The 23,647-nt window shown below is 66.1% G+C and carries 18 protein-coding genes; 10 read left to right on the plus strand and 8 right to left on the minus strand.

The annotated features are described in order from the left end of the window. Window positions 1-6: 6 nt before the first annotated feature. Together DSM104443_RS03970 and DSM104443_RS03975 are read right to left on the minus strand one after the other, a co-directional pair. Window positions 7-2,472 (minus strand): S8 family peptidase, encoded by a 2,466-nt coding sequence (locus tag DSM104443_RS03970; RefSeq protein WP_171089666.1) that lies wholly within the window; start codon window positions 2,470-2,472, stop codon window positions 7-9. Between the two features lie 2 nt (window positions 2,473-2,474). Next, on the minus strand, window positions 2,475-3,269 hold the full coding sequence (locus DSM104443_RS03975) for an MOSC domain-containing protein (protein WP_171089668.1): 795 nt from the start codon (window positions 3,267-3,269) through the stop codon (window positions 2,475-2,477). Between the two features lie 94 nt (window positions 3,270-3,363). Here DSM104443_RS03975 and DSM104443_RS03980 point away from each other — a divergent pair, with 94 nt between their 5' ends. From DSM104443_RS03980 to DSM104443_RS03990, 3 genes are read left to right on the plus strand one after another with little or no spacing between them, the layout of a single operon-like run. Further along, the gene (locus DSM104443_RS03980) at window positions 3,364-4,476 is read left to right on the plus strand and encodes an SPFH domain-containing protein (protein WP_171089670.1); all 1,113 of its coding nucleotides are present in this window, start codon (window positions 3,364-3,366) and stop codon (window positions 4,474-4,476) included. After that, window positions 4,473-5,606 carry a TFIIB-type zinc ribbon-containing protein gene (locus tag DSM104443_RS03985; RefSeq protein ID WP_171089672.1) on the plus strand — a complete coding sequence of 378 codons (1,134 nt, stop codon included), beginning with the start codon at window positions 4,473-4,475 and terminating at the stop codon, window positions 5,604-5,606. Before DSM104443_RS03980 ends, DSM104443_RS03985 begins: the two co-directional genes overlap by 4 nt. Continuing rightward, window positions 5,606-6,406, plus strand: coding sequence for a thioesterase family protein (locus tag DSM104443_RS03990; protein WP_171089675.1), 801 nt, complete (start codon window positions 5,606-5,608; stop codon window positions 6,404-6,406). Before DSM104443_RS03985 ends, DSM104443_RS03990 begins: the two co-directional genes overlap by 1 nt. Here DSM104443_RS03990 and DSM104443_RS03995 read toward each other — a convergent pair. From DSM104443_RS03995 to DSM104443_RS04020, 6 genes are all read right to left on the minus strand, one after another. Then, the gene (locus tag DSM104443_RS03995) at window positions 6,403-6,906 is read right to left on the minus strand and encodes a peroxiredoxin (protein ID WP_171089677.1); all 504 of its coding nucleotides are present in this window, start codon (window positions 6,904-6,906) and stop codon (window positions 6,403-6,405) included. The two genes, DSM104443_RS03990 and DSM104443_RS03995, sit on opposite strands and share 4 nt — an antisense overlap. Before the next feature lie 43 nt (window positions 6,907-6,949). Continuing rightward, a complete protein-coding gene (locus DSM104443_RS04000; RefSeq protein WP_171089678.1) occupies window positions 6,950-7,585 on the minus strand; it encodes a LysE family transporter in 636 nt (211 codons plus the stop codon). Then, entirely contained in the window at window positions 7,585-8,379 is a 795-nt protein-coding gene (locus DSM104443_RS04005) for an SDR family oxidoreductase (protein ID WP_171089680.1), read from the minus strand. The genes DSM104443_RS04000 and DSM104443_RS04005 overlap by 1 nt, the downstream gene beginning before the upstream one ends. A 45-nt stretch (window positions 8,380-8,424) precedes the next feature. Next, complete coding sequence (locus tag DSM104443_RS04010) at window positions 8,425-9,642, minus strand: DNA polymerase Y family protein (protein WP_171089682.1); 1,218 nt, start codon at window positions 9,640-9,642, stop codon at window positions 8,425-8,427. Window positions 9,643-9,649: 7 nt separating this feature from the next. Next, window positions 9,650-10,135, minus strand: a complete 486-nt coding sequence (locus DSM104443_RS04015) for a GAF domain-containing protein (protein WP_171089684.1) — start codon at window positions 10,133-10,135, stop codon at window positions 9,650-9,652. A 94-nt stretch (window positions 10,136-10,229) separates the two neighbouring features. Further along, on the minus strand, window positions 10,230-10,481 hold the full coding sequence (locus DSM104443_RS04020) for a hypothetical protein (protein WP_171089686.1): 252 nt from the start codon (window positions 10,479-10,481) through the stop codon (window positions 10,230-10,232). Window positions 10,482-10,589: 108 nt separating this feature from the next. Between DSM104443_RS04020 and DSM104443_RS04025 the strand changes: the two genes are divergently transcribed. The 7 genes from DSM104443_RS04025 to DSM104443_RS04055 all read left to right on the plus strand — a co-directional run bounded on the left by DSM104443_RS04025 (window position 10,590) and on the right by DSM104443_RS04055 (window position 23,599). Beyond that, the gene (locus DSM104443_RS04025; protein ID WP_212756929.1) at window positions 10,590-12,701 is read left to right on the plus strand and encodes a S9 family peptidase; all 2,112 of its coding nucleotides are present in this window, start codon (window positions 10,590-10,592) and stop codon (window positions 12,699-12,701) included. Continuing rightward, on the plus strand, window positions 12,702-13,571 hold the full coding sequence (locus tag DSM104443_RS04030) for a DMT family transporter (protein ID WP_171089689.1): 870 nt from the start codon (window positions 12,702-12,704) through the stop codon (window positions 13,569-13,571). Then, window positions 13,546-14,430, plus strand: a complete 885-nt coding sequence (locus DSM104443_RS04035; protein ID WP_171089691.1) for an RAD23 family protein — start codon at window positions 13,546-13,548, stop codon at window positions 14,428-14,430. Before DSM104443_RS04030 ends, DSM104443_RS04035 begins: the two co-directional genes overlap by 26 nt. A 122-nt stretch (window positions 14,431-14,552) precedes the next feature. Further along, a complete protein-coding gene (locus DSM104443_RS04040; protein WP_171089693.1) occupies window positions 14,553-16,610 on the plus strand; it encodes an Ig-like domain-containing protein in 2,058 nt (685 codons plus the stop codon). Next, window positions 16,607-17,239 carry a hypothetical protein gene (locus DSM104443_RS04045; RefSeq protein ID WP_171089695.1) on the plus strand — a complete coding sequence of 211 codons (633 nt, stop codon included), beginning with the start codon at window positions 16,607-16,609 and terminating at the stop codon, window positions 17,237-17,239. Before DSM104443_RS04040 ends, DSM104443_RS04045 begins: the two co-directional genes overlap by 4 nt. A gap of 239 nt (window positions 17,240-17,478) precedes the next feature. Continuing rightward, on the plus strand, window positions 17,479-23,106 hold the full coding sequence (locus tag DSM104443_RS04050; RefSeq protein ID WP_171089697.1) for an Ig-like domain-containing protein: 5,628 nt from the start codon (window positions 17,479-17,481) through the stop codon (window positions 23,104-23,106). Further along, window positions 23,090-23,599 carry a hypothetical protein gene (locus DSM104443_RS04055; protein ID WP_171089699.1) on the plus strand — a complete coding sequence of 170 codons (510 nt, stop codon included), beginning with the start codon at window positions 23,090-23,092 and terminating at the stop codon, window positions 23,597-23,599. The genes DSM104443_RS04050 and DSM104443_RS04055 overlap by 17 nt, the downstream gene beginning before the upstream one ends. The last annotated feature ends 48 nt before the right edge of the window (window positions 23,600-23,647 follow it).

Raw genomic sequence — 23,647 nt, forward strand, 5'->3', positions numbered from 1 at the left:
CTAGCCCTAGCCCGAGCAGGCGGGCAGCTGCGTCCCGAAGACCTGCCGCGTGATCGCCTTGGTGACGCTGATCCCGTCCACCGAATACTGGAGCGTCCCCGTTTCGCCGTTCGTGAACGCGAGGCGCATCGTGCCCACACGCGTCACGTCCGCGGCTCCGATCGGCGTGAAGGGCTGAGCGTTGAAGGCGGGACCCGTGGTGCGGTAGAGGTCGCCCGAGAAGGCGCCGTCGGGCTGGCGTTTCCCGGAGGTCATGACGAGCCACAGCCCGGACCCATCCAGCCCGTACGTGAAGAGCGACGCGAACATCGTGTCGCCCTGCTGCGTGAGGTTGATGCCCCAGCCGGACTCGCCAGCATTCCACCAGATGTCCTGGTAGTTGGTGAGCGCGGCGCGCGATCCCGTGGCTGCCGTGCAGTCCGCCGCACGCAGGCCGAACACCTGCTTCTCGATCGCCTTCGTCACCGGCGCGCCGTTCACGTCGTATTCGAGCGTCGCCCCCGTGCCGGCGAAGGTGATGCGCATCTGCCCGACCGGCGTCACGTTACCCGGCGTGATGGGCGGGAAGGGATTCGCGTCGAAGCGCGAGCCGGTCGTGCGGTAGAGCGTGCCCACGAACGCGCCGGAGGGTTGCTTGCGTCCTTCGGAAAGGATGAGCCAGAGGGGCTTGCGCGCCGCGTCGTAGGTGAAGAGCGTCCCGAAGATCACGTCGCCCTGGTGCGCGAAGTTGATGCCCCAGCCCGACTCCGCGGCGTTCCACCACATGCCGGTCTGGTTCGCCGCGCCTTCCACGGCCGTTGCGTCGGGCGCGAAGCCCAGCAGCACGTTGTTTGCGTAGGCACCGCCCGTCGACTCGCCCCCGGTGTTGCGGAGCTGCGTGCGGTCGCATTGCGCGGCCGTGTAGAGGATGTGGTCGATGCGCGCCGCGTCGAAGGCGAGGCACAGGGCTCGCGTCCCGGCCGGAGCGCTGCCGGGCGCATAGACGTAGCCCTCGATCATGTCGAGCACGTAGCCGCGGGCCTGGAGGGCGCGCGCATCCGCGTCCGAAGTGGCATACGCGAAGGCGCGTGTCGTGGCGCACCCTGCGCCCGCGGTGCACGACTGCGACATGCGATAGAGGGGCACGAGCGGCGCGCCCGTGGGGCTGTGCTCCGTCGTGAAGACCGAGAACCCCGAGCGTGCGTTGAAGCTGGTGCACACGCCCGGCGCCGAGCAGACACGACCCTTGAACTGCGGGTAGCCCGCGACCGGATCGCCGAAGCTCGCATACGTGTCGCGGGCGGCGAGGCCCTCGATGCGCAGCTCGCCGGCGAGCGCCGACACGGCCGCCTGCGGCGACGACGTGAAGAGATGATGCCCGCTCGCCGAAGCGAACAGCGAGAACACCGGCGTCACGCGATTCACGCCCGGCCCGAGGGCGCGCCGCACGGCCGCTTCCGCATCGGGGATGTAGAACGTGAGGCCCGACCCTGCGGGGCCCGCGACGGGCCGCGTGGCCGTCTCGTTGATGATGGCGCGCGTCTCCGCCGCCGTGAGCAGCGGGTTGGCCGAACGCATCAGGCCGACCAGCCCGGTGATGTGCGGCGCCGCGAACGACGTGCCGGTGCAGTCCCCGAAGCCCGCATACGACGCGGGCAGCGACGCGGTCTCGCCCAACGTGCTGTCGAACCGGTCGCCACAGCGCTGCGGCGGGAAGTCGAAGTACACCGCGCCCACCGGGTGCGTGGTGAGCACGTCGCGCGACGGCGCGACCAGGCGGACCTCCGGCCCGTAGTTGGAGCCGGGGTTGGAGCTGTGATAGCCCTGCGTCCAGAACTGCCCGTCGGGCTGCAGCCCCGCCACGCCGATCACGGTGGGCTCGTTGGCGGGATGGCCGATGCGGTTCGCGAAGTTGTTGCCCGCGATCGTGACGAAGACGACATCGCGTTCCTCTGCCACGTCGATCCAGCGGCAATTCTCGGCGGGGACGGTGCCGCGCCCGCACGAGGGATTCACGACATCGGGCGAGGCGGCGCCCGCGCTGTAGTTGATGGCCACCGCGCCGACGGCGACGGCATCGTAGAACGACTGGAGCCGGAAGCGCTCCGCGTCTTGCATCGACACCGAGCAGTTGGGGCACGCGCCCGAGATGCCGGCGCCGTTGTTGCCGCGCGCGGCCAGCACGCCCAGGGTCATGTGCCCGTGGTAGCGCTCGATGGGATTCATCGGCATCGAGAGGTGCGGACGCAGCGGGCCCTCGAGGCCCGAGCCGAGGTCGGGGTTCGGACGGATGAAGCCCTGGTCGGCGAGCGAGACATGGGCGCGGCCGCGCGTGATGGCCCACGCGCGATCGAAGCGCAGCATCTCCATGCCCCACTGGTAGGCGCCTGGCGACGCGGGGCGCGGCAAGGGAACCGCGAAGGGGTCGGACTGCGCGAGAACGGCGCCGGCTTGCAGCGCCGCGAAGGCGAGGAACAACAGGCGCCGACGCATGGTCAGCTCACTGCGTCGTCGACGCGGACGGTGCCGTGCGAAAGCGCGACGGCGTTCATCCCGAAGAGCGAACCGAAGGTGGGGTCGTTCCGATATTCGGAGAGGACGGAAAGCGGCTCGGGGCCGGTGACCTCGCCGGTGGTCTGGTCGGTGGTCGTGACCTGGCAGCGGCCACAGGGCTTCACCATGCGGAAACGAACGTCACCCACGCGGACCTCCTTCCACCCGTCCTCGGCATAGGCGGGAACGCCCTTTACGACCAGGTTGGGGCGAAAACGGTTCATCGGCACGGGGCGCGAGAGGCGGCCGTTCAGCTCCTCCAGCGACGCCTCGTTGGTGAAGAGGAACGGGTAGCCGTCGGCGAAGCTCACGATGTGCTCGCCGCCATAGGTCGGGTTCGTCGCGCGGCGCGAATCATCGGGCATGTAGACCAGGCGGCATGCCGTGTCGAGATAGCCGCTGAGCCAGGCGTCGGCTTCGGGCGAGGGCGCGATAGCCGCCACGCCGCTGCTGTTCCAGACCCGTACGGACAGGGGCGCGCCGTCGGTGGGTTCCACCGGGAGCTCGACTTCGCCGGCGTCGGGCCCGGCGAGGCGCAGCTTGCCACCCTCGATCTCCGTCCACACGGTGGCCATGCGCGGAAAGTCGCGTTGCGTGAAGAATTCGCCGGCCGGATCGACCACCATGAAGCGGCGATCGTGGCGCAGGCCGCGTGGGGTGACCTCGGCTTCGGTCAGTTCGATCGCGCCGAGGCCCTTGACGGGGTAGATGCGCAGCGCGGAAACCGTGACGGGCATGTGAATTTGCACATTTGTGTTCGGGGGCTTCCAAGCGTACCTTATTCGCCCCGGCCCCCCGCCGGCATGACGCCCTGAAAGGAACCTTTTCGCCATGGCACTGTGGGACAAGCTGAAGCAGGAACTGGTCGACATCGTCGAGTGGCTGGACGACACCAACGACACGCTCGCCTACCGCTTCGAGCGCTACCAGAACGAGATCAAGTACGGAGCGCAGCTCGTCGTGAGGGAAGGGCAGGTGGCCGTCTTCATCAACGAGGGCCAGCTCGCCGACGTCTACAAGCCCGGCACGCACACCCTGAACACGCAGAACATGCCCATCCTCGCCACGCTGCGGGGCTGGAAGTACGGCTTCAACAGCCCGTTCAAGGCGGAGGTCTACTTCGTCTCCACGCGCAAGTTCACGGACTTGAAGTGGGGCACGCCCGGCCCGGCGATGATGCGCGACAAGGATTTCGGGATGATCCGCGCCACCGCCTTCGGCCTGTATTCGATCCGCGTGAAGGACGCCGGCAAGTTCGTGGTCGACCTGGTCGGCACCGACGGGCGCTTCACGCTGGACGAGATCCAGGCGAACCTCCGCGGCAAGATCGGCACGCGCATCAAGGAAGTCATGCCGGAGCTCGGCATTCCCGTGATCGAGATGGAAGCCAAGGTCACCGAGATGGGCACGCGCCTGCGCGATCGCCTCACGCCGGACTTCGATGGCTTCGGCCTGGAGCTCCTCGAAGTGCAGGTGCAGGACATCGGCCTGCCCGAGGAAGTCGAGAAGGCGATGGACAAGCGCGGCGCGATGGCTGCCGTGGGCAACCTCGACAACCTCATGAAGTACGAGTCGGCCGGTGCGATCCGGGATGCCGCCAACAATCCCGGCGGTGCCGCAGGCGCTGCCGTGGGCCTTGGCGCCGGTGTGGCGATGGGCGCGCAGATGATGAACGCCATGGGTGGCGCGATGGGCGGCCATGCGGGCGGCGGCATGCCGCCCCCGATTCCCGGCGGCGCTCCGTCCTTCCACGTCGCGGTCGGCCAGCAGCAGACCGGGCCCTTCGAGCTCGGAACCCTGCAGCAGCAGGTCGCGAGCGGGACGCTGCGCCGCGATTCGCTGGTGTGGCGCGCGGGCATGGCGCAATGGTCGAAAGCGGGCGAGGTGCCCGAGCTGCAAGGTCTCTTCGCCAGCACGCCGCCGCCGGTGCCGCCCGCCGCGTGAGCGAAGCGGACAGCAGCGAAGCGCGAACGCAGGATCGCCCCGAAGCCGACTTCATCCGCACCTTCCCGTGCGGAGGCTGCGGGGCGAAGCTGTCCTTCGCGCCCGGCACGCGCACCCTCAAGTGCGAGTTCTGCGGGACGGCCAACGAGATCGAGGCGGATGACACCCGCGTCGAGGAGTTGCCGTTCGACACCTACCTCAAGGCCCTCGAGGGCCGCGAGGAGATGGTGCAGGCCGAGACGGTCAAGTGCGCCAAGTGCGGCGCCGAGCAAACTCTGGGCGACAACCTCTTCGCCTCGGCGTGCACGTTCTGCAGCTCGCCGATCGTCTCGAAGGGCTACGCGGCGCGGCGCATCAAGCCGAAGGCGATCGTTCCCTTCCAGGTCGACCACAAGCGAGCGCAGGACGAATTCCGCCGCTGGGTGAAGTCGCTGTGGCTGGCGCCCAACGACCTCAAGCGCTATGCGCAAAGCGACGCGGGGATGACGGGCCTCTATCTCCCGTACTGGACCTACGACTGCAACACCGCCACGCACTACACCGGCGAGCGCGGCGAGGACTACTACACGGACGAGCGGGTCGAGACCACCGACTCGCAGGGCCGCACGTCGGTGTCGACGCAGCGCCGCAAGCACACGCGCTGGTCCGCGGTCTCGGGAAGCGTGGAGGCTTTCCACGACGACGTGATCGTGATGGCTTCGCACTCGCTGCCACGGACGATGCACGGCGCGGCGACCGCGTGGAATTTGAAGGGCCTCGTGCCGTACCAGCCGGAGTTCGTGGGCGGCTTTCGCGCCGAGGCCTACCAGGTCGGCCTCTCCGAAGGCTTCCCGATCGCGAAGGAGGACATCGACGCCACCGTGTACGGGTTGATACGGCGCGACATCGGCGGCGACCAGCAGAGGGTGCACCAGGTGTCCACCCAGTACTCGAACGTGACGTTCAAGCACGTGCTGCTGCCGGTGTGGATCTCGGCGTACCGCTACCGCGACAAGGTCTTCCGTTTCCTCGTGAACGGGCAGACCGGCGAGGTCTCCGGCGACAGTCCGACGTCGTGGGTGAAGGTGACGATGCTGACCATCGCGGTGGTGATCGGGATCTTCATCCTGCTCGTGCTGTTCTCGAACTGATGGCCGTCACGCCGTATTCGAAGCTGCTCGCCGGAATTGCCTTGGGCGAGGGGGCAGCGAGCGTCGACGTGCCGGAGGACTGGCTACAGGGGAGGACGCTCTTCGGTGGCCTGCAAGCCGCGATCGCGCTGGCGGCCATGCGCACGCTGGCGCCCGCGTGGGCGCTCCGAAGCCTGCAGGTCACGTTCCTCGCGCCGGTGCCGGGCGGCCGCGTGCAGGCCAGGGCTCGGGTGCTTCGCAGCAGCAAGAACACGATGCATGTCGAAGGCCGGCTGGTGGACGGCGACACCACGCTCGCGCTCCTGATCGGTGTCTTTGGCGTCGGGCGAGATTCGGCGGTGACGCTTCATCCCACACAACCTGCGGCACCCGCCCCGCCCACGGGGCCCGCGATCGAGCTGCTGCGCCTGCCGGGCATCGTGCCCAACTTCACGCAGCACTTCGACGCGCGCTGGCTCGCGGGCAACCTTCCGTTCACGGGGGCCGCGAATCCGGTCAACGTGATCGAGCTCGGCATGCGCGACAGCGGTCCCGCCACCGAGGCGCACGTGGTGGCGATGGCCGACTTCATTCCACCGATTGCGCTGTCGTTCCTGAAGGAACGCGTCGCGGCGGCATCGCTCACGTGGATGCTGGAGCTGCTGGCCGACGACGTGAGCGCGCTGCCGCTCACCGGCTGGCGCATCGATGCGCAGATGACCTCGGCCGGTGGGGGCTACACGAGCCAGTCGCTCGTGCTGTGGGGTCCAGGCGGCCTGCCGGTGGCCCTCGGCCGGCAGACCATGGTTGTCTTCGCCTAGGCCTGCTTCAGCATCGTGGCGCCGTCGGACACTTCGAACTTGCCCGGACCTTCGACGTTGAGCGTCTTCACGACGCCGTCTTCCACGAGCATCGAGTAGCGGTTGCTGCGCACACCCAGGCCGCGCGCCGTGAGGTCGAGCGTGAGGCCGAGCTTCTTCGTGTAGTCGGCGCTGCCGTCGGCCATGAAGCGGATCTTGCCGCCGGCCTTCTGGTCCTTCGACCACGCGCCCATCACGAAGGCGTCGTTCACCGAGATGCACCACACCTCGTCCACGCCCTTGCCCTTCAGCGCGTCCAGGTTCGTGAGGTAGCTCGGCACGTGCTTCGCCGAGCAGGTGGGCGTGAAGGCGCCGGGCAGCGCGAACACCGCGATCTTCTTGCCCTTCACCATGTCCTCGACCTTGAAGGTGTTGGGGCCGATGGTGCAGCCGTTGCCTTCGACCTCGATGAATTCCTGCAGCGTGCCCTCGGGCAGGCGGTCGCCGACCTTGATCGTCATGTGTGCTTCTCCTCGTTGTGGATGGGAATGGACCTTCGGGAATTCAGGGCGCGGCGTGCGCCGCGCGGCGGAAGCTGGCGAGCGCGAGGCCGGTGGCCACGAAGAGGCCGCCCAGCCCGCGGTTCACCCAGCGGAGCTTCGATTGGTCCTTCATCACGCGCAGCACGCGAGCGGCGAGCGCGGTGTAGCCGATCATGATCACGAGGTCCACGAGGAACGTCGTGATCGCGAGCACCGTGTACTGCAGCGCGACCGGGCGCGTGACGTCGATGAACTGCGGCAGGATCGCCACGAAGAAGATGATGCCCTTCGGGTTGGTGAGGTTCACGAGGAAGCCGTGCAGGAAGACCGCTCGCACGGTCGTATCCGCATCCGGTTCGTCCTCGAAGCGCTTCGGCTCCGAGCGCCAGGTGACGATGCCCAGGTAGATCAGGTACGCCACGCCCAGCCACTTGATTACGGTGAAGAGCGTCTCGGAGGCCAGCAGCAGGGCGCCCAGGCCGACGGCCACGATGGTGACGTGGATCATGTTCGCCACTTGCATGCCGACCGCGTTCCACGCACCGAGCCGCACGCCATGGTGCAGGCCGCTGCGGATGCTCGAGAAGACGCCCGGCCCCGGCGTGAGCGAGAGCACGATGGCGGCGAGGAAGTAGGTGAGCCAGACGTGGAGGTCCATCAGCGTCCCGTTTCGATGGCGCGCTTGGCGATCCGGTCGATCATCCCCGGGGCGACGAGCTTCAGCCAAAGTCCTATTTTACCGCGTGCGGTCATGATCACTTCGCGCTTCCGGGTTTGCATCGCTTCGACGATGATGCGCGCGCATTCCTCCACGCCCATGACCTCGCCTTCCTTCACCGGGCTCACGGCGATGGGCTTGCCGTCGGGGCCGCTCGCGTTCTCGCGGATGCCGGTGGAGACGAAGCCCGGGTAGATCATCGTGACGGTGACGCCGGAGCCGTCCAGTTCGATGCGCAGCGAATCGAAGAAGCCCGTCATCGCGTGCTTGCTCGCCGCGTACCCGGTGCGCGTCGGGACGCCCGTGCGGCCTGCGAGCGAGGAGACACCCACCAGCCGGCCCTTCGATGCCTTGAGGTGGGGGAGGGCGTAATGCGTGCAGTACACCGCACCCATGTAGTTCACCTGCATGATCCGCTGCAGGATCGACATGTCGCCGATGTCCTCGAAGCGCGCCCACATGGTGGCGCCGGCGTTGTTCACGAGCGTGTCGATGCGGCCGAAGGCGGCGATGGTCGCGTCGACCATCGCCTTGCAGTCGGCCTCGACGCCGACGTCGGCCTTCACGGCAATGACCTTCGCGCCCTTGGCGCGGCAGCGAACCGCGATGGCCTCGAGTTCCTCGTTGTTCCTCGCTGCCAGTGACAGCGATGCGCCACGAGCCGCAAGCTGCTCCGCGAGCTCGGCGCCGATGCCCTTCGAGGCGCCAGTTATCACGACGACGTCATCTTTCATCTTTTCCTCCCCTTCCTCGCTCTTCCCTATTCTGCCTGCCAACCTTCACTTATCCGTCTTGGGATCGGGGATGTGGTTGAAGGCGATGTGCATGCCGCCGCGGTCACGAGCCTTGTGTGCGCTCGCGAAGTACACGGCCTGCTTGCCGAAACGGACGTTGAGCGAATCGAGCGCCTTGTAGAGTGACTTCGATCGGTCCTCGGAGGCGAAGAGCGAGCCGGTGTGATCCTGCTCCGAGACGAAATCGGAGAAGGCCATGCCGACCTTGAGGATCGTGCGCTTGCGCTTCGGGCGCTCCGACCAGAGCTTCTCCAGCACGTGGAGGAAGGCGACGGTGTCCTGTGTGTCCACGAGGCGCATGTCCTTGCCCCAGTGGCCGCCGTCGATGTACTTGAGGTCGAGGGTCATCCGCCCGGCGTAGAAGCCGGCCTTGCGAAGGCGCATAGCGGCCTTCTGGGTGAGGCGGTTGAGGACCGCGAAGGCGTTCTCGTCGTTGCGCCCCTCGGGCCCCAGCACGCTCGAGTGCGAGATGGAACCCGTCTCGGTCTCGCGGTTGGCGATGGCCTCGCCGCGGATGCGGTCGTACATGATGTGGCCGCCGATGCCGCCCCAGACGGAGTGCAGCTCGTCCTTCGATCGCGCGGCGAGATCGCGCACGGTGCGGATGTTGTGCTCGTGGAGCCGCTTCTCCATCTGCTTGCCGACGCCGGAGAGGGCGCGCACGGGAAGGTCGAACAGGCGTTCGGGCAGCTCCGACTTCTGGATCATCACCAGGCCGTCGGGCTTCACCATGTCCGAGGCCGTCTTGGCGATGAACGTGTTGGGCCCGATGCCGATGGAGGTGCGAAGGCATTCGCCGATGTCGCGGCGAAGCGCGGCCTTCACCTTCACCGCGATATCCATCGCGAATGCGGGATCGCTCCAGCGGCCGGTGAGCTCGCAGTCCATCTCGTCGATGGAAAGGACCGCGCGCACCGGGACGATGGAATCGACGGTCGCGACCGCGCGGTGGTGGAAATCGATATAGAGCTCGTGGCGCGCGACGACGAACTCGATGCCGGGGCACATCTTCTTCGCATCGCCGACCTTGGTGCCGGTTTTCACGCCGAACTGCTTGGCCTCGACGCTCGCCGCGATGCACACCGTGGTATCGGCCAGCATCGGCACGACACCCAGCGGCTTGCCGCGCAGCCGCGGCTCGACCTGCTGCTCGACGGAAGCGAAGTAGGAGTTGAAATCGACGAGGAGTGAGCGGAGGGTCACGCGCGCCTCAGTCGAGGTCGGACGACTCCACGAAGATGCGGGCGACTTCCTCGAGGGCCTTCGCTTCGGCGTCACCGAAGCGCGCGAGCCTGGGGCTATCCACATCCAGCACGCCGATGACGCGCCCGCCCTTCATCACGGGGACGACGACCTCGCTGTTGGAAGCGCTGTCGCAGGCGATGTGCCCGGGGAACGCGTGCACGTCGGGGACGACGACGGTGCGCTTCTGCTGCGCGGCCGTGCCGCACACGCCCTTGCCGAGCGCGATGCGCACGCACGCCGGCTTGCCCTGGAACGGGCCCAGCACCAGCTCCCCACCCTTCATCCAGTAGAAGCCGGCCCAGTTGAGCTCGGGCAGGGTGTGGAAGATCAGTGCCGAGAGGTTGGCCGCGTTGGCGGTGGCGTCCCGCTCGCCTTCCAGGAGGGCTCGCGCCAGGCCAGCGAGGTCCTCGAGGGCGGAAGCGGCGGTGGGAGCGGGTGAAACGGCGAACATCCGCCCATTTTACCCGGGGAGGGCGGGGTCGCGGCTCGTGAAGAAGGGCTTGGCGCTCCCTGCAGCGCCGCGCCCGCGAGCCGCGATACCGGGATTAAGCCTGCGCGGGCTTGGGCGCGGGCTTCTTCTTCGCCTTTTTCTTCTTGGCTTTTTGCTTCGGATCCGCCGCCGCCGTCTTGGTGGCATCCGCGGGCGCCGCCTTGGGTGCCGCCTTGGCCTTGGCCGCGGGAGCGGTCTTGGCGGGGGCGGCCAGCTCGGTGCGGGCGTCGGGGTTGGCGGGCGCGGGCGATTGCGCCGCGGCGGGGAGCGCCGCGAGCAATGCGAGCGCGGCGAGAGTCAGCTTCATGTAAACCTCCGGTACGAGTTGGAAAGCAGGCGGCCACCTGGATGTCTAACGGCGGCGGGGGACCCGCGTTGACCTTATAATTCGCATCCTCCTCCGAATTTGTTCCCCATGCCTATCCACCGTGCGCTTGGCGCGTTGCTTCTTTGCGCCGCTCTCCCCCTCATGGCCCAGACGATCGATCCCACCGCCGCAAAGCCGCCCTCCGCCGAGAAGAAGCCGAAGGTGATGACCAAATTCGGCGACCGCCGGGTGGACAACTACTTCTGGCTGCGCGAGAAGGACAACGCGGCGACCATCGACTACCTGAAGGCGGAGAACGCCTACCGCGAAGCGGTGATGAAGCCGCTCGAGGGCTTCCAGGACCGGCTCTACAAGGAGATGCTCTCGCGCATCAAGGAAACGGACGAGAGCGTTCCCTACCGCCGCAAGGGCTACTGGTACTACCAGCGCGAGGTCGAGGGCAAGCAGTACCCGATCTATTGCCGCCGCAAGGGCACGATGGAGGCACCGGAGGAAGTGATCCTCGACGTGAACGTGCTCGCCGAGGGCAAGAAGTTCACGTCCGTGGGCCTGATGGATCTCAGCCCCGACCAGACGAAGCTCGCCTACACGGTCGACTTCACCGGCTTCCGCCAGTACACGCTGCACGTGAAGGACCTCGCCACCGGCACCCTCTCGACGGAGCGCATCGAGCGCGTCACGTCCGCCACCTGGGCCGCCGACGGCAAGACGCTCTTCTACGTCGAGGAGCATCCCGAGAACAAGCGCAGCTATCGTCTCCATCGCCACGTGCTCGGCGACAAGGACAGCACGCTCGTCTACGAGGAGAAGGACGAGCTCTACGACATCGGCGTGGGCGAGACGCGCAGCGAGAAGTACATCGTGATGCTCTCGCAGGCGAAGGACACGACGGAAGTCCTGGTCGTGCCTTCCGACACGCCCACCGCGCCACTGCAGGTGATCGAGAAGCGCAAGAAGGGCCACGAGTACTTCGTGGACCACCACGACGGCGACTTCTTCATCCGCACCAACGACAAGGGCAAGAACTTCCGCGTCGTGCGCACGGCGGTCACCGCGCCGGGCCAGAAGAACTGGAAGCAGGTCGTCGCCCCGCGCCAGCTCGTGATGGTCGAGGACATCGACATGTTCCGCGACTTCTGGGTGGCCCAGGAGCGCGACAACGGGCTGCTGAAGCTTCGCGTGTTCGACTTCGCCTCGGGCAAGTCGCACTACCTCGAGGTGCCGGAGCAGGTGTACCAGACGAGCGGCAGCGTGAACCCGGAATACGACACGGGCACGTACCGCTTCGTCTACGAGAGCATGGTCACGCCGCGCTCCTGGTACGACTACGACATCGGCAAGCGCGAGAAGAAGCTCCTCAAGCAGCAGCCGGTGCTGGGCGGCTACGATCCGTCCCAATATGCTTCGGAGCAGCTCGTCGCCACGGCGAAGGACGGCACGAAGGTGCCGATTTCCATCGTCTACAAGAAGTCGCTGAGAAACGGCCCGCAGCCACTGCTGCTCTACGGCTACGGCTCGTACGGCATCCCGATGGATCCGAACTTCCGCTCCTCGCGCATCTCGCTGCTGGACCGCGGGATGGTCTACGCCATCGCGCACATCCGCGGCGGCGGCGATCGCGGCAAGCTCTGGTACGACGACGGCAAGCTGCTGAAGAAGAAGCACACCTTTACCGACTTCGTGGACTCCGCCGACTTCCTCGTGAAGAAGGGCTGGACCGCGCCGGACAAGCTGGTGATCCAGGGCGGGAGCGCCGGCGGCCTGCTGATGGGCGCGGTGACCAACATGCGTCCCGATCTCTTCAAGGCCGTCGTCTCGCAGGTGCCGTTCGTGGACGTGATGAGCACCATGCTCGACGCCTCGCTGCCGCTCACGGTCGGCGAGTACCTCGAGTGGGGCAACCCGAACGTGAAGACCTACTACCAGTACATGCGCTCGTACTCGCCCTACGACAACATGAAGAAGGGCGCCTACCCGGCAATGTTGATCGAGACCTCGCTGAACGACAGCCAGGTGATGTACTGGGAGCCCGCGAAGTACGTCGCGAAGCTCCGCGACCTGAAGACGGACAAGAGCGTCGTGCTGCTGAAGACGATCATGGAGGCCGGCCACGGCGGAGCCTCCGGCCGCTACGACGCGCTGAAGGAGCTCGCGTTCACGTACTCGTTCGTCCTCGACCAGGTGGGGCTCGCGAAGTAGGTGTCGAACCTCCAGCTTTTCGTCGGCTGCGTCGCGATCTGGGGCTCGACCTGGCTCGCCATCACGTACCAGCTCGGTAGCGTCGAGCCCGAGGCGAGCGTCACCTATCGCTTCCTGCTGGCCTCGCTGCTGCTGTTCGCCTATTGCGCGGCGCGCCGCTTGCCGCTGCGCTATCCGGCGCGCGAGCACCTGTGGATGGCGCTCTTCGGCATCCTCATGTTCAGCGTGAGCTACATCTGCGTGTACTACGCGGAGCAGCGCATCGTCTCGGGCCTGGTGGCGGTCGGTTACTCCGCGAGCCCGCTGCTGGGCATGCTCGGCCAGCGCGCCTTCTTCGGCACGCCGATGACGCGCAAGATGGCGCTGGGCTCGGTGCTGGGCATCGCCGGCATCACGCTCGTGTTCTGGCCCGAGTTCGCGCACTTCAGCCAGGGCGCCAATCCGGTGGCCGGCGCGATCTTCACGGGGCTTGCGGTCCTGCTCTCGACGTTCGGAAACATGGTGGCCCACAGGAACCACGACGCGAAGATCCCGGTCTGGCAAGGAATGGCCTGGGGCATGCTCTATGGATCGGTTTTCTCGGCGGCGTGGACGCTCGCGGCGGGCAAGGGCTTCGGCTTCGAGGCCACGCCCGCGTACGTGCTCTCGCTGCTCTACCTCGTGGTGCTCGGCTCGATCCTCGCCTTCGCGGGTTTCCTCACGCTGCTCGGGCGCATCGGCCCGGCACGCTCGGGGTACATCGGCGTGATGGTGCCGATCGTGGCGCTCGTCATCTCCGCCGCGTTCGAGGACTTCCGCTGGCACGCGCTCACGTGGGTCGGCATCGCCGTGTCGGTTGCGGGCAATGTGGTCATCCTTCGACGCGCGTAGGAAGGACGCCGAGCGTTCAATCCGGCGCGGTTGGGTCGCCGTCATCGCGTCGATCCTCTTCCACGCTGCGATCGTCGCGATCCCGAGCCGCGACCGCACGCTCGAGCAGGCGATCGGCGGGACCACGAAGTCGCCGATGTCCGTCGTGATCGTGAACGCGCCCACGCCGGCGCCCACGCCGCTGACCACGCCGATCCAGGCGCCGGAGTCCCCCAAGGCGCCCGCCCCCGAGCCGAAGGCGCCGCGTGTCGCGGCCACTTCGCCGCGGCCCTCGACGACGGCGCCCCAGACCTCCTCGCCTCCCGCGACCCAGACCATTCCGTCGCCCACGGCGCCGCCGCAGCCCGCGATGGACATGGCTTCGCTCATCGCGGCGCGGCGCGCGCAGCGCCAGTCGACGGAGCACGAGGCGCTCGCCTTCGCGCAGAGGCGCGACCAGGGGCCGTTGCTGCCACAGTCCTCCGCGGACCAGGCCATCCAGCGCAACCTGGGCTCGCTCGCGCAAGGCTCGGAGGGAACGAGCGGCGTGTTCCAGATCCTGCGGAAGGGCCAGCGCACGGCGGAGTTCGCGTTCAACGGCTGGAAGCCCGATGTGTCGAAGCGATGGCGGCAGGTCATCGAGGTCGACGCGGGAGTGGGCGGCGACGTCGAGCTCGCGCTCATCCGCGGCATGATCAAGATCATCCGCGAGCACTACAGCGGCGACTTCAACTGGCAGTCGTACAAGCAGGGCAAGGTGATCGTGTTGTCCGCGCGGCAGCAGGACAACGAAAAGCTCGAGGACTTCCTGTCCAGCGAGTTCTTCGGAACGCCGGTGCTGCGGCGCGACCGCACCGCCCAGCCGATCCCTCCGGGCTAGGTGGCTTTCGCCTTTCCTTTCGTGCTTTAATCCGGCCGCAATCGATCCAAGCCGTCCTCCAAGCGACGGCAGCCGTGGCGCCCCCGAGTCCCACAAGACTGGTCAGTCCTCAGGGAGGGCCCATGACTTGCATCCAACGCCTCGTCGCAACGTTCGTTGCGCTCGCGCTTCTCCTCGCCGCTTCCGCCTCGCAAGCCTCGCTCTGGTTCGGTGACGACCACGGACTGCATCGCGTCGATCCCACGACCAACGTTGCCTTAAGCCACATTGCCACTGCCGAGCCGGTTGCCGTCGCGATCGACCCGATGACCGGGGCGGTGTGGTCCGTCACCCGGACGCGCGTCACCCGGCACACCCAAGACGGCACGCAAGTCTTCAGCCGGACGCTCGCGTCCTACGCCGACAACATCGGCAACGGCCGGCGGATCGCGGTGAATGCCGAAGACGGTTCGGCATGGGTCGGCAGCGATCGGCGGCTGCTCCATCTCGCTCGCGACGGATCGCTGTTCTCCTCGGTGCCCGGTGAGGTGACGGATCTCGCGATCGCGCCGGACGATTCGGCCTGGGTGCTCGATACGGACCGCGACGAGCTGCGCCACTACGACAGCCTGGGCGCCTTGCTCACGCGCACCGCACTCGGCGGTGCTTCGCGGCGCGCGCTCTCCCTCGCCCTCGATAGCTCCCGTGGCTACCTGTGGCTGGGCGGTGACGACGCACTGGTGCAACGCAGCCTCGCGAATCCTTCGCAAGTGCTGCGCACGATCGACACGCCGCACGAGGTGAATGCCTTCTCGCTCGATGAAAAGACGGGCGAGCTATGGGTGCTGGGCGACAACTCTTTCCACGGCTACCGCGCCAACGGCACGCGCTTCGAATCCGAGAATCTCGGCAACGACGGCGTGGTCGATCCGCGCGCACTGGCCTTCGATCCCGACACGCAGGCGTTGTGGATTGGCCACCGCCGGGGCGTCACGCGCTTCTCCCGCAACGGACAGCGCCTTGCCACGGTGCCCGCGGATCACGCGGGGGCGATCGCCGTTTCGCGGGCTGCGCTCTACTTCACACCCGCTATCCATGGCGTCTCGCCCAACGGGCCCATCACCAAGACCCAGTCGCCGATCGTGTTCAGGTACGACGCTCTGTGCTCGGGAAGCAGCTGTGGTTTCCCGCCCGAGTTCTTCGCGTCGTATTCGATCATCGCCACGCTCGACGGCGCGAGCATCGGCCCCTTCACCTTCGATCCGGTCAGTGGCGAGACGCGCCATACGCCGGCTACGCCGCTCTCGCAGGGCCCGCACACGGTGAGGGCGCAAGCGGTCGATGCGGATGGGCGGATCTCGCAACCGGCCGAGCTCACGTTCACGCTCGACAGCGAGGGCCCGTCGCTCACGGCGTTGTCACCGCCGAGCGGCGCCACGTTCACGACGCAGCCGATCACCGTCATGGGAGCGTTCGATCCTTCGGCCGTATTGGTTGGAATGTCCAACTTGTCGCCGATCCCCGGCAACGCGTTCAGCTTCCAGGTTCCGCTCGAGATCGGCGCGCGCGAGTACCGGCTGGGCGCGATCGACGCGCTCGGCAACCAGACGACTATTTTCCTGACCTATACGTACGACCCGCCGAATGCGAAACCGACGGTGTCGATCTGGACGCCTTTCGAGGGGCAGGTTTTCTCGCCGGGGCCGGCTTCCTTCGACATCGGTGCCGACGCCGCGGACAGCGACGGCACGGTGGTGAGCGTCGAGTTCTTCCTGGACGGCGTGTCGGTTGGAATCTCCACCGCGCAGTTCCCCAGCGTGAGCCTCACGGATGTGCCGGCGGGGCTCCACACACTGACCGCCCGCGCGACGGACAATCGCGGCGGCGTGGGCCTTTCGGCCCCGGTGCAGGTGCGAGTCAACGCAACGCCCACGGTGTCGATCGTCGAGCCGGCGAACGGAGCGACGGTTGGCCAGTCCTTCCCGCTCCGCGCTCTCTTGTGGGATGACGACGACGACTTGCTGTACGTCGAATTGCTGGTCAACGGCGAGTCGGTTGCCCTCTACTTCGGTTCGCCACCCGAGCTCGAGATATCTGCGTTCATCGATGGGGTCGGCGTTCACACGGTCGCCCTGCGCGTGATGGATTCTCGATTCGTGATCACGACCTCGGAGTCCATCCAGGTCACGGTCGTGCCATGAGAGGAAAGGGGCGGTGCGCGGGGTCGCGGATCGCGCTCGCCGTGCTCGCGGCGTCCCTCAGCTCGTGCGTCGTCTCGGACGTCGACGCTCGCCTCGAGTCCGTGCGCGTCGTCAGTCTTGCGGAAGAGTCCCATTGGGAGTCGCCCAGCAGCGGCATGCGTGCGGACCAGGCCTTCGCGCTGAAGATCGAGGTGTCCAGCGAGACCGACCTGGTGCGCTTGCGCGGCAAGATGGGCCTGAATATACGAAACGAGGTGCGCTCGTGCGTGGTCGATGTCGCCGAAGGGCCGCAATGGGAGAACGTCAGTGACCTTCGCGTTTCGGACCGCTGGCTAGAGGGCGGCGAGTTCGTCGGTGGTGAACGAAACCTCGACAAGTACCGGCGCCCGGATGGCCGCATTTCCTATTTCCTCTACGTCCCGCTCGCGGGCGACGAGACGCGAGCGTATCGGCGGCGTCTGGAAGAAAGGTGGCCCCGCGGCGACCCGCCCCTCTACGACCCCAATGCAACTTTTGCCGATCTCTGCGTCGTTCTGATCGGCCGGGGCATCATGGGAAACGAGATGTCGGCCCCGACACTTGTCGTTCGGCGCGAAGCGATCGACGAGGCCCTCGCGCGCTCACGATAAGGTCGACATGTGCGACACGTGCCGTCATACGTCAGGAAACTGACGCAATTCGTCGACAACGAGAACGAGTTACGTACTTTTGCTTTGTGGAAATTATTTTTGTCTTCGCGGGTGGAGTTTGTTTTTGTTTTCGTGTTTTAATCCCGCCGCAAGTTTTCGAAAAGCCGCACGACATGATGCGGTGGCAGTGGCGCCCCCCGCAGTTTTTACAAAATAACTAGACCTACTCAGGGAGCGTCATGTTTTTCATGTCATGGCTGGGCCATCGCGCCCGCGTGCTGGTCGTTTCGTGCGTCGCGGTCCTCGCGACGCTGTTCGGGCAAGCGGCCTTCGCGCTCCCCAACGTCACGCTCACGCAGCCTTCGTCGAACAAGACGTATGGCAATCCTGCGTCCGTCACCCTTGCTGCGACCGCGACGCCGACGGCGGGCAGCTCCATCACGAAGGTCGAGTTCTACCGTGGCACGACGCTCATCACGATCGTCAACGCGCCTGGTCCGTACACCACGACGTTCAATCACAACGTCAACGGCGTGTACTCCATCACGGCCAAGGCCTTCGACTCCACCGGCAACAGGACGTCGAACGCCCGCACCGTCACGATCGCCGCCAACGTAACGCCCACGGTGAACCTGACGGAACCGTCGGCGGGCAACGAATACACGACGCTGGACAGCGTCTACTTCCTGGCCACCGCGTCCGACAACGACGGAGCGGTTTCAAAGGTCGAGTTTTTCCGTGGGGGCTCCACGCTCATCGGGACGGTGACCACGCCGCCGTACGAGCTCTACGCGACGCTGCCGGTTGGAGACCACACGATCACCGCCAAGGCGACCGACAACTCCGCGGGCATCAAGATCTCCTCGGGGAAACTGATCCACGTCTTGCCTGCGCCCGGACCGCCGACCGTCAGCATCGCGTCGCCCGTGAATGGAGCGACGTTCCAACTCGGATCGCCCATTGCCTTCACCGCGACGGCAACGGCACAGGCACCGGCGGAAGTCTTCCAGGTGGAGTTCTTCCGCGGGGGCTCGACGCTCGTGGGGCAGGTCTACGCACCTCCACCCCTGACGGCGACCTGGACCGATGCCGCGGTGGGAACGTATTCCATCACGGCAAGGGTGATGGACAACTACGGGCAGACCGTCACTTCCGCGCCCATCACGATCAACGTCGCTGCGCCGCTCGCACCGCCCGCGATCACCTTGACGTCCCCGGTATCGGGGGCGGTGGTGCCGCCAGGGGCCACGGTTTCGATCACGGCGACGGCGAATGCCGTCGAGCCGGGAGCATCGATCTCCAAGGTCGAATTCTTCGACGAAGGCGTGAAGCTGGCGACGGTCAACGCGCCGCCCTATACCTATCCGTGGATCGTCAGCGCCGGCTCCCATTTCATCACGGCGAAGGCAACCGACTCCCTCGGCACGACGGCGACGACGCCGATCGCGTACGTGGTCGTCGACGGTGCCGACAGTTGCGATACCGCCCCCCCGCTCACGGCGCTGGATGCGGCGACGAAACTGGCGGCCTTCGGTGCGCTTCCGATGACCTTCGAGGCGAGCGTCGGGCAAGTGGGCTCGGAAACGCGCTTCGTCTCACGGGGTCGCGGGTACCAGCTGTTCCTGACTCCGACGGAGAGCGTGGTCGCGCTGAGTGACGCACGGGCCGATCGTGGCGTTGCAGTGCGCACGCGACTGCTTGGGGCCAACCCGCGTCCGGTGATCTCCGGAGCGGAGCCTGTCGAGCGCAAGAGCAACTACTTCGCGGGGCGTGACCCGTCGAAGTGGCGCAGGAACGTTCCGAACTTCGCCAAGGTTCGCTACGAAGCGGTGTATCCCGGCATCGACCAGGTCTTCTATGGCTCCGAGGGCCGCGTCGAGTACGACCTTCATGTCGCGGCCGGTGCGGATCCCGCGGCCATTCGGTTTGCGCTCGAAGGCGCGGACAGCGTCGCGCTGGACGCCGAAGGCAACCTCGTTCTCGAGACCGCCCTGGGCACGCTGGTGCAGAAGCGGCCCGTCGCCTACCAGGAGATCGCTGGGGAGCGACGCGTCGTAGCTGCCGCGTACGCGATGCGAGAGGGCGAAGTTGGGTTCGAGCTGGGCTCGTACGACAAGTCGCATCCGCTCGTGATCGACCCGGTCCTGGTCTATTCGACGTACCTGGGAGGCTCGGACGATCAGTCGGGCGCGAACGCGATCGCGCTCAGCCGCTGCGGCGAGGCTTTCATCGGCGGCTGGACCTACGCCACCGATTTCCCCACCACGATTGGGGCGTTCGATCGCGGTGCGGTGCCCGGAACGAAGATGGGCTTCGTCTCGAAGCTCAACCAGGCGGGCTCGGCCCTGATGTTCTCGACGTACATCACGGGCACCGAGTACATCTTCGAGGGCGGATCCGCTCCCCAGGCCACGGAGGTCATGAAGATTGCCGTCGACGGCAGCGGCCACGCCTACTTTGGCGGTATCGCCCAGGCGACGGACTTCCCGCGGACGCCGGGGGCCTATCTGGCGACGACCGAGGCGTATCCGGTGGGCTTTGTCGGAAAGCTCACGACCGACGGGAGCTCTTTGGCCTATTCGACCTACGTCCCCGGGGACGTGCGTGGACTGGCCGTCGACGCCGCCGGCAGTGCTTACGTCGGCCTCTATAACCTGGTCGTGAAGCTCCATCCCGCCGGCACCTCGGCGATCTACGAGTTCACCGGGTTGCCGGTCTCTGAAGGACTGAAGGCACTCGCGGTCGACGCTTCCGGCAACGCCTATGCCGCGAGCGTGACCTATCACAATTTCGTCCCGACGACGCCGGGAGCATTCCAGTCTTCGAAGCCCAGCTCGGCGACCTATCCCTCCGGCTTCATCACCAAGATCAACCCGGCCGGCGATGCGGCCGTCTACGCGACCTATCTCGGAACCGGAAGAAGCATGTACGTGTCGGGGATTGCCGTGGACAGCTCGGGCAGCCTCTACGTGACCGGCATGTCCGACGCACCCAATGGCATGACCCTGCCGAATTTCGGCTCGGTGCCGACGCTCACGGGCAACCAGATCGTGGACGGCAGCCAGTACGCGCTCACCGCGAAGCTGAACGCTTCCGGCTCCGCATTGACGTACGCGGCGCGATTGGGCGGATCCGGTTGCAACGAGTCTGGCTGCTCGTTTGCCCTCACGCGACCGAACGCCATTGCCGTGGATAGCGCGGGCAGTGCCTGGGTCGTCGGTGCGACGGAGGCGAACAACTTCCCGCTCGTGAAGGCTCTCTACTCCACGTACGGCGATTCCCTGCGCAGGCCGGATCCCTTCGTGACGAAGATCTCGGCCAGCGGCACGACGGTCCTCTTCTCGACGCTGCTGAACGGGCCGACCGTTGGAACGGCGGGCCCCCATTCGAGCGGCTTTGGTTCAGGAGCCACGGCCGTTGCGGTCGATTCGATCGGTTCGGTCTACGTCGCCGGCTACACGGACAAGGTCGATTTCCCGACCACGCCGGGCTCCCTCCAGCAGACGCGTCCCTCGGGAATCGTCTCCAACGCGTTCGTCACGAAGATCAACGAGACGAAGGACACCACGACCACCCTCGCTTCGGCGCCGGCGACCGGAACGGTGGGTACGCCGACGGTGCTCACCGCCACGGTGACCGGGAACTCGCCGACGGGCGCGGTCGTATTCAAGGACGGCCCGACGAGTATTGGCAGCGCGCCGCTCAGCGGGACGACCGCGCAGCTGTCGGTCAGCCTTGCCGCCGGGGACCATTCGCTCACGGCTACCTACGGCGGCGACACCCACAACAATCCAAGCACGTCGGCGGCCGCTCCGTATGGCGTCGGCAATCCGGGTGTCGCACCCACGGTGACGCTCACCGGCATCGCGGATGGTGCAACGCTCATCGCGACTTCGGGGAGCATCTACTCCGGCGGCACGATGAACCTCTCGGCCACGCCCGCCACGGGCAACAGGCTTACGCAGGCGCGGACGCATTACCCCGGCGGCCCATGGACGTGGCCTCTCTCGCAGTCCGAGCCGTTCAATGTCCCGTGGAACATGCCGGACTTCATCGTCGGCTTCTATGCGGTCTACGCGACGGCGACCGACCAGTACGGGCACGTCGGTACTTCGACGCCCGTGCGCTTCGTGATCAATGGCGCGTCGGTCTCCGCGCCGAGCGTGAGCATCTCGGCTCCGGTAACGGGCGCCGCGTTCACGACCTCCGACACGATCGCGTTGTCCGCTTCGGCTTCTCCTGGATCTGGCGCAGCCATCACCTCCGTGACGTACTACAACGGAGGCACGCAGATCGGCTCGGCGAGCTCGAGCCCCTACATCGTCAACTGGAGCGGAGTGGCGGCCGGTACGTACTCCGTGATCGCACTGGTTGTGGATTCGGCAGGAGGACGCAAGTTGTCCGCGCCGATCGTCATCACGGTCACGTCACCGCCGCCACCGACCGTGAGCATGGTTTCGCCCGCCAACGGCTCCACGTTCAACACCCCGGCGAGCATCACCTTGGTGGCAGATGCATCAGCCGCGTCCGGTGCGACGATCAGCAAGGTCGAGTTCTTCGACGGTACGACGCTGCTCGGCACCTCGACGACGTTTCCCTACACGTACGTCTGGAATACACCGTCCGGCGGCACGCACAGCATCACGGCAAAGGCGACCGACAGCCGGAATGTGCCGGCGACTTCCGCGGCCATATCGATCCAGGTCACGACGCCACCGCCTCCGACGGTGAGCGTGACGTCACCTGGTGCGGGCTCCACGTTCGCGGCGCCTGCATCGGTCGCGATTACCGCCACCGCCACGCCCGCTAGCGGAGCACACGTTACACGCGTCGAGCTCTACGTGGGCGCGCAGCTGATCGGTACGGGGACCAGCGGCACGTGGTATGTCCTGCAGCCGGGCAACTACGCGATCACGGCGAAGGCGTTCGACGACCGCGGTGCATCCGCGACGTCGAATCCCGTGAACGTGACCGTCGCCGGATCTCCGGACGAGAAGATCACGTTCCTTCACAACGATTTGCTCGGCAGCCCGATTGCGGCGACGAACGTAAGCGGGACCGAGGTGTGGACAGAGCGCTATCAGCCGTATGGAGAGCGACTGCTCAAGGAGACGGAATCCACTGGGAACCGGCAGTGGTTTACCGGTAAGGCACACGACACGGATACCGGCCTGTCGTATTTCGGGGCGCGCTACTACGACCCAATCGTCGGTCGTTTCATGGGCGTCGATGCAATGTCGTTCGATCCCGGCGATCTGCATAGCTTCAATCGGTACGGATATGCGAACAACAACCCCTTCAAGTTCGACGATCCGGACGGGAATGCACCGTCGCCAATTGACGCGTTCTTCACAGCGTTTAGCGGCGGCGAGTTTTTGGCTTCGGTTAGCCTATATGCGTATGGCAAAGTAACCGGCGACAAATTTCTCGCCGACGTCGCCGGGGCATCGATTGTTAGTACTGGCGTTGGGTTGGCGCAGGATGTCGCGGGCCTTGCGAGCCCCGTGCCCGCAGCTGGGGCCGTGCGCCGGGCGACGAACGTCTCGGAGGGCGTGACCAAGGCCGCGAACCATGCTGGCGATATCAAACTCTATCGCCGCGGGCCGCCGGACAATGTGAAGGCCCTTGCGGACCAAGCCGCCGCTGCGGAGAAGAACCCGAAGATCGGTATCCATGGCATCTCCGTGAGCACCAATCCAGCGCCAAAGAAGCCTGGACAGCAGGTCCGTTGTGCTAGCAAGGCCGAGTGCGAAGCGGCGGGATTCACCGTGAAACAGACTGGTTCAGATCCGCACCATCACACCATGGAATTGCCCAAACCAGTCACTCGTGAAACGCGGAACAAGGTCAATGATCTCTTCAAGTAGCCATCCATCCCAAGTCGAACGCGGAGAGAAGTTCAAGGGCGACCCTGGCTTTTCGCTCGTCGTCGGGTTTGATTATTACGACGGGCCTGAAGATGGATTGGGGGTTTTCCCGTCGGGCGTCGGGATGAGATTTGTGGCGGTTGGCGAATCGCGGACACGAAGATTCAGGGCCTTCCTGCTGGATTTGCTTGAAGGGGATTGGGGCGCCCGCGTGCGAAGTCTTCCCGATTGCAAAGACGTCGCTTCGACGGTGCGTGTCATTGCGCCATTGAATTCGAGTCCTGCGTGCGAGTCTCTGCAAAACGATCTCAAGGCGACGCCTGTGAAGGTTCATCTGATTGGAATTGCGAGGCTGGACTTCAGTTGGATCTCGTGGATCCCGGTGAGTACTGCGGATTACACCGCAATACGGGAGCAGAGCCAGGTTGAAGACGGATATCAGATCGTTCACGCACTTCTGAAAGCCTCAGGGGCCGAGTCGATCGATGTCTAGTTTCGTGCAGTTGACTCAAACACATAAATTCTACTGAGGAAATCCTTG

This window comes from Usitatibacter rugosus (assembly GCF_013003965.1).
GTDB classification, from domain to species: Bacteria; Pseudomonadota; Gammaproteobacteria; order Burkholderiales; family Usitatibacteraceae; genus Usitatibacter; species Usitatibacter rugosus.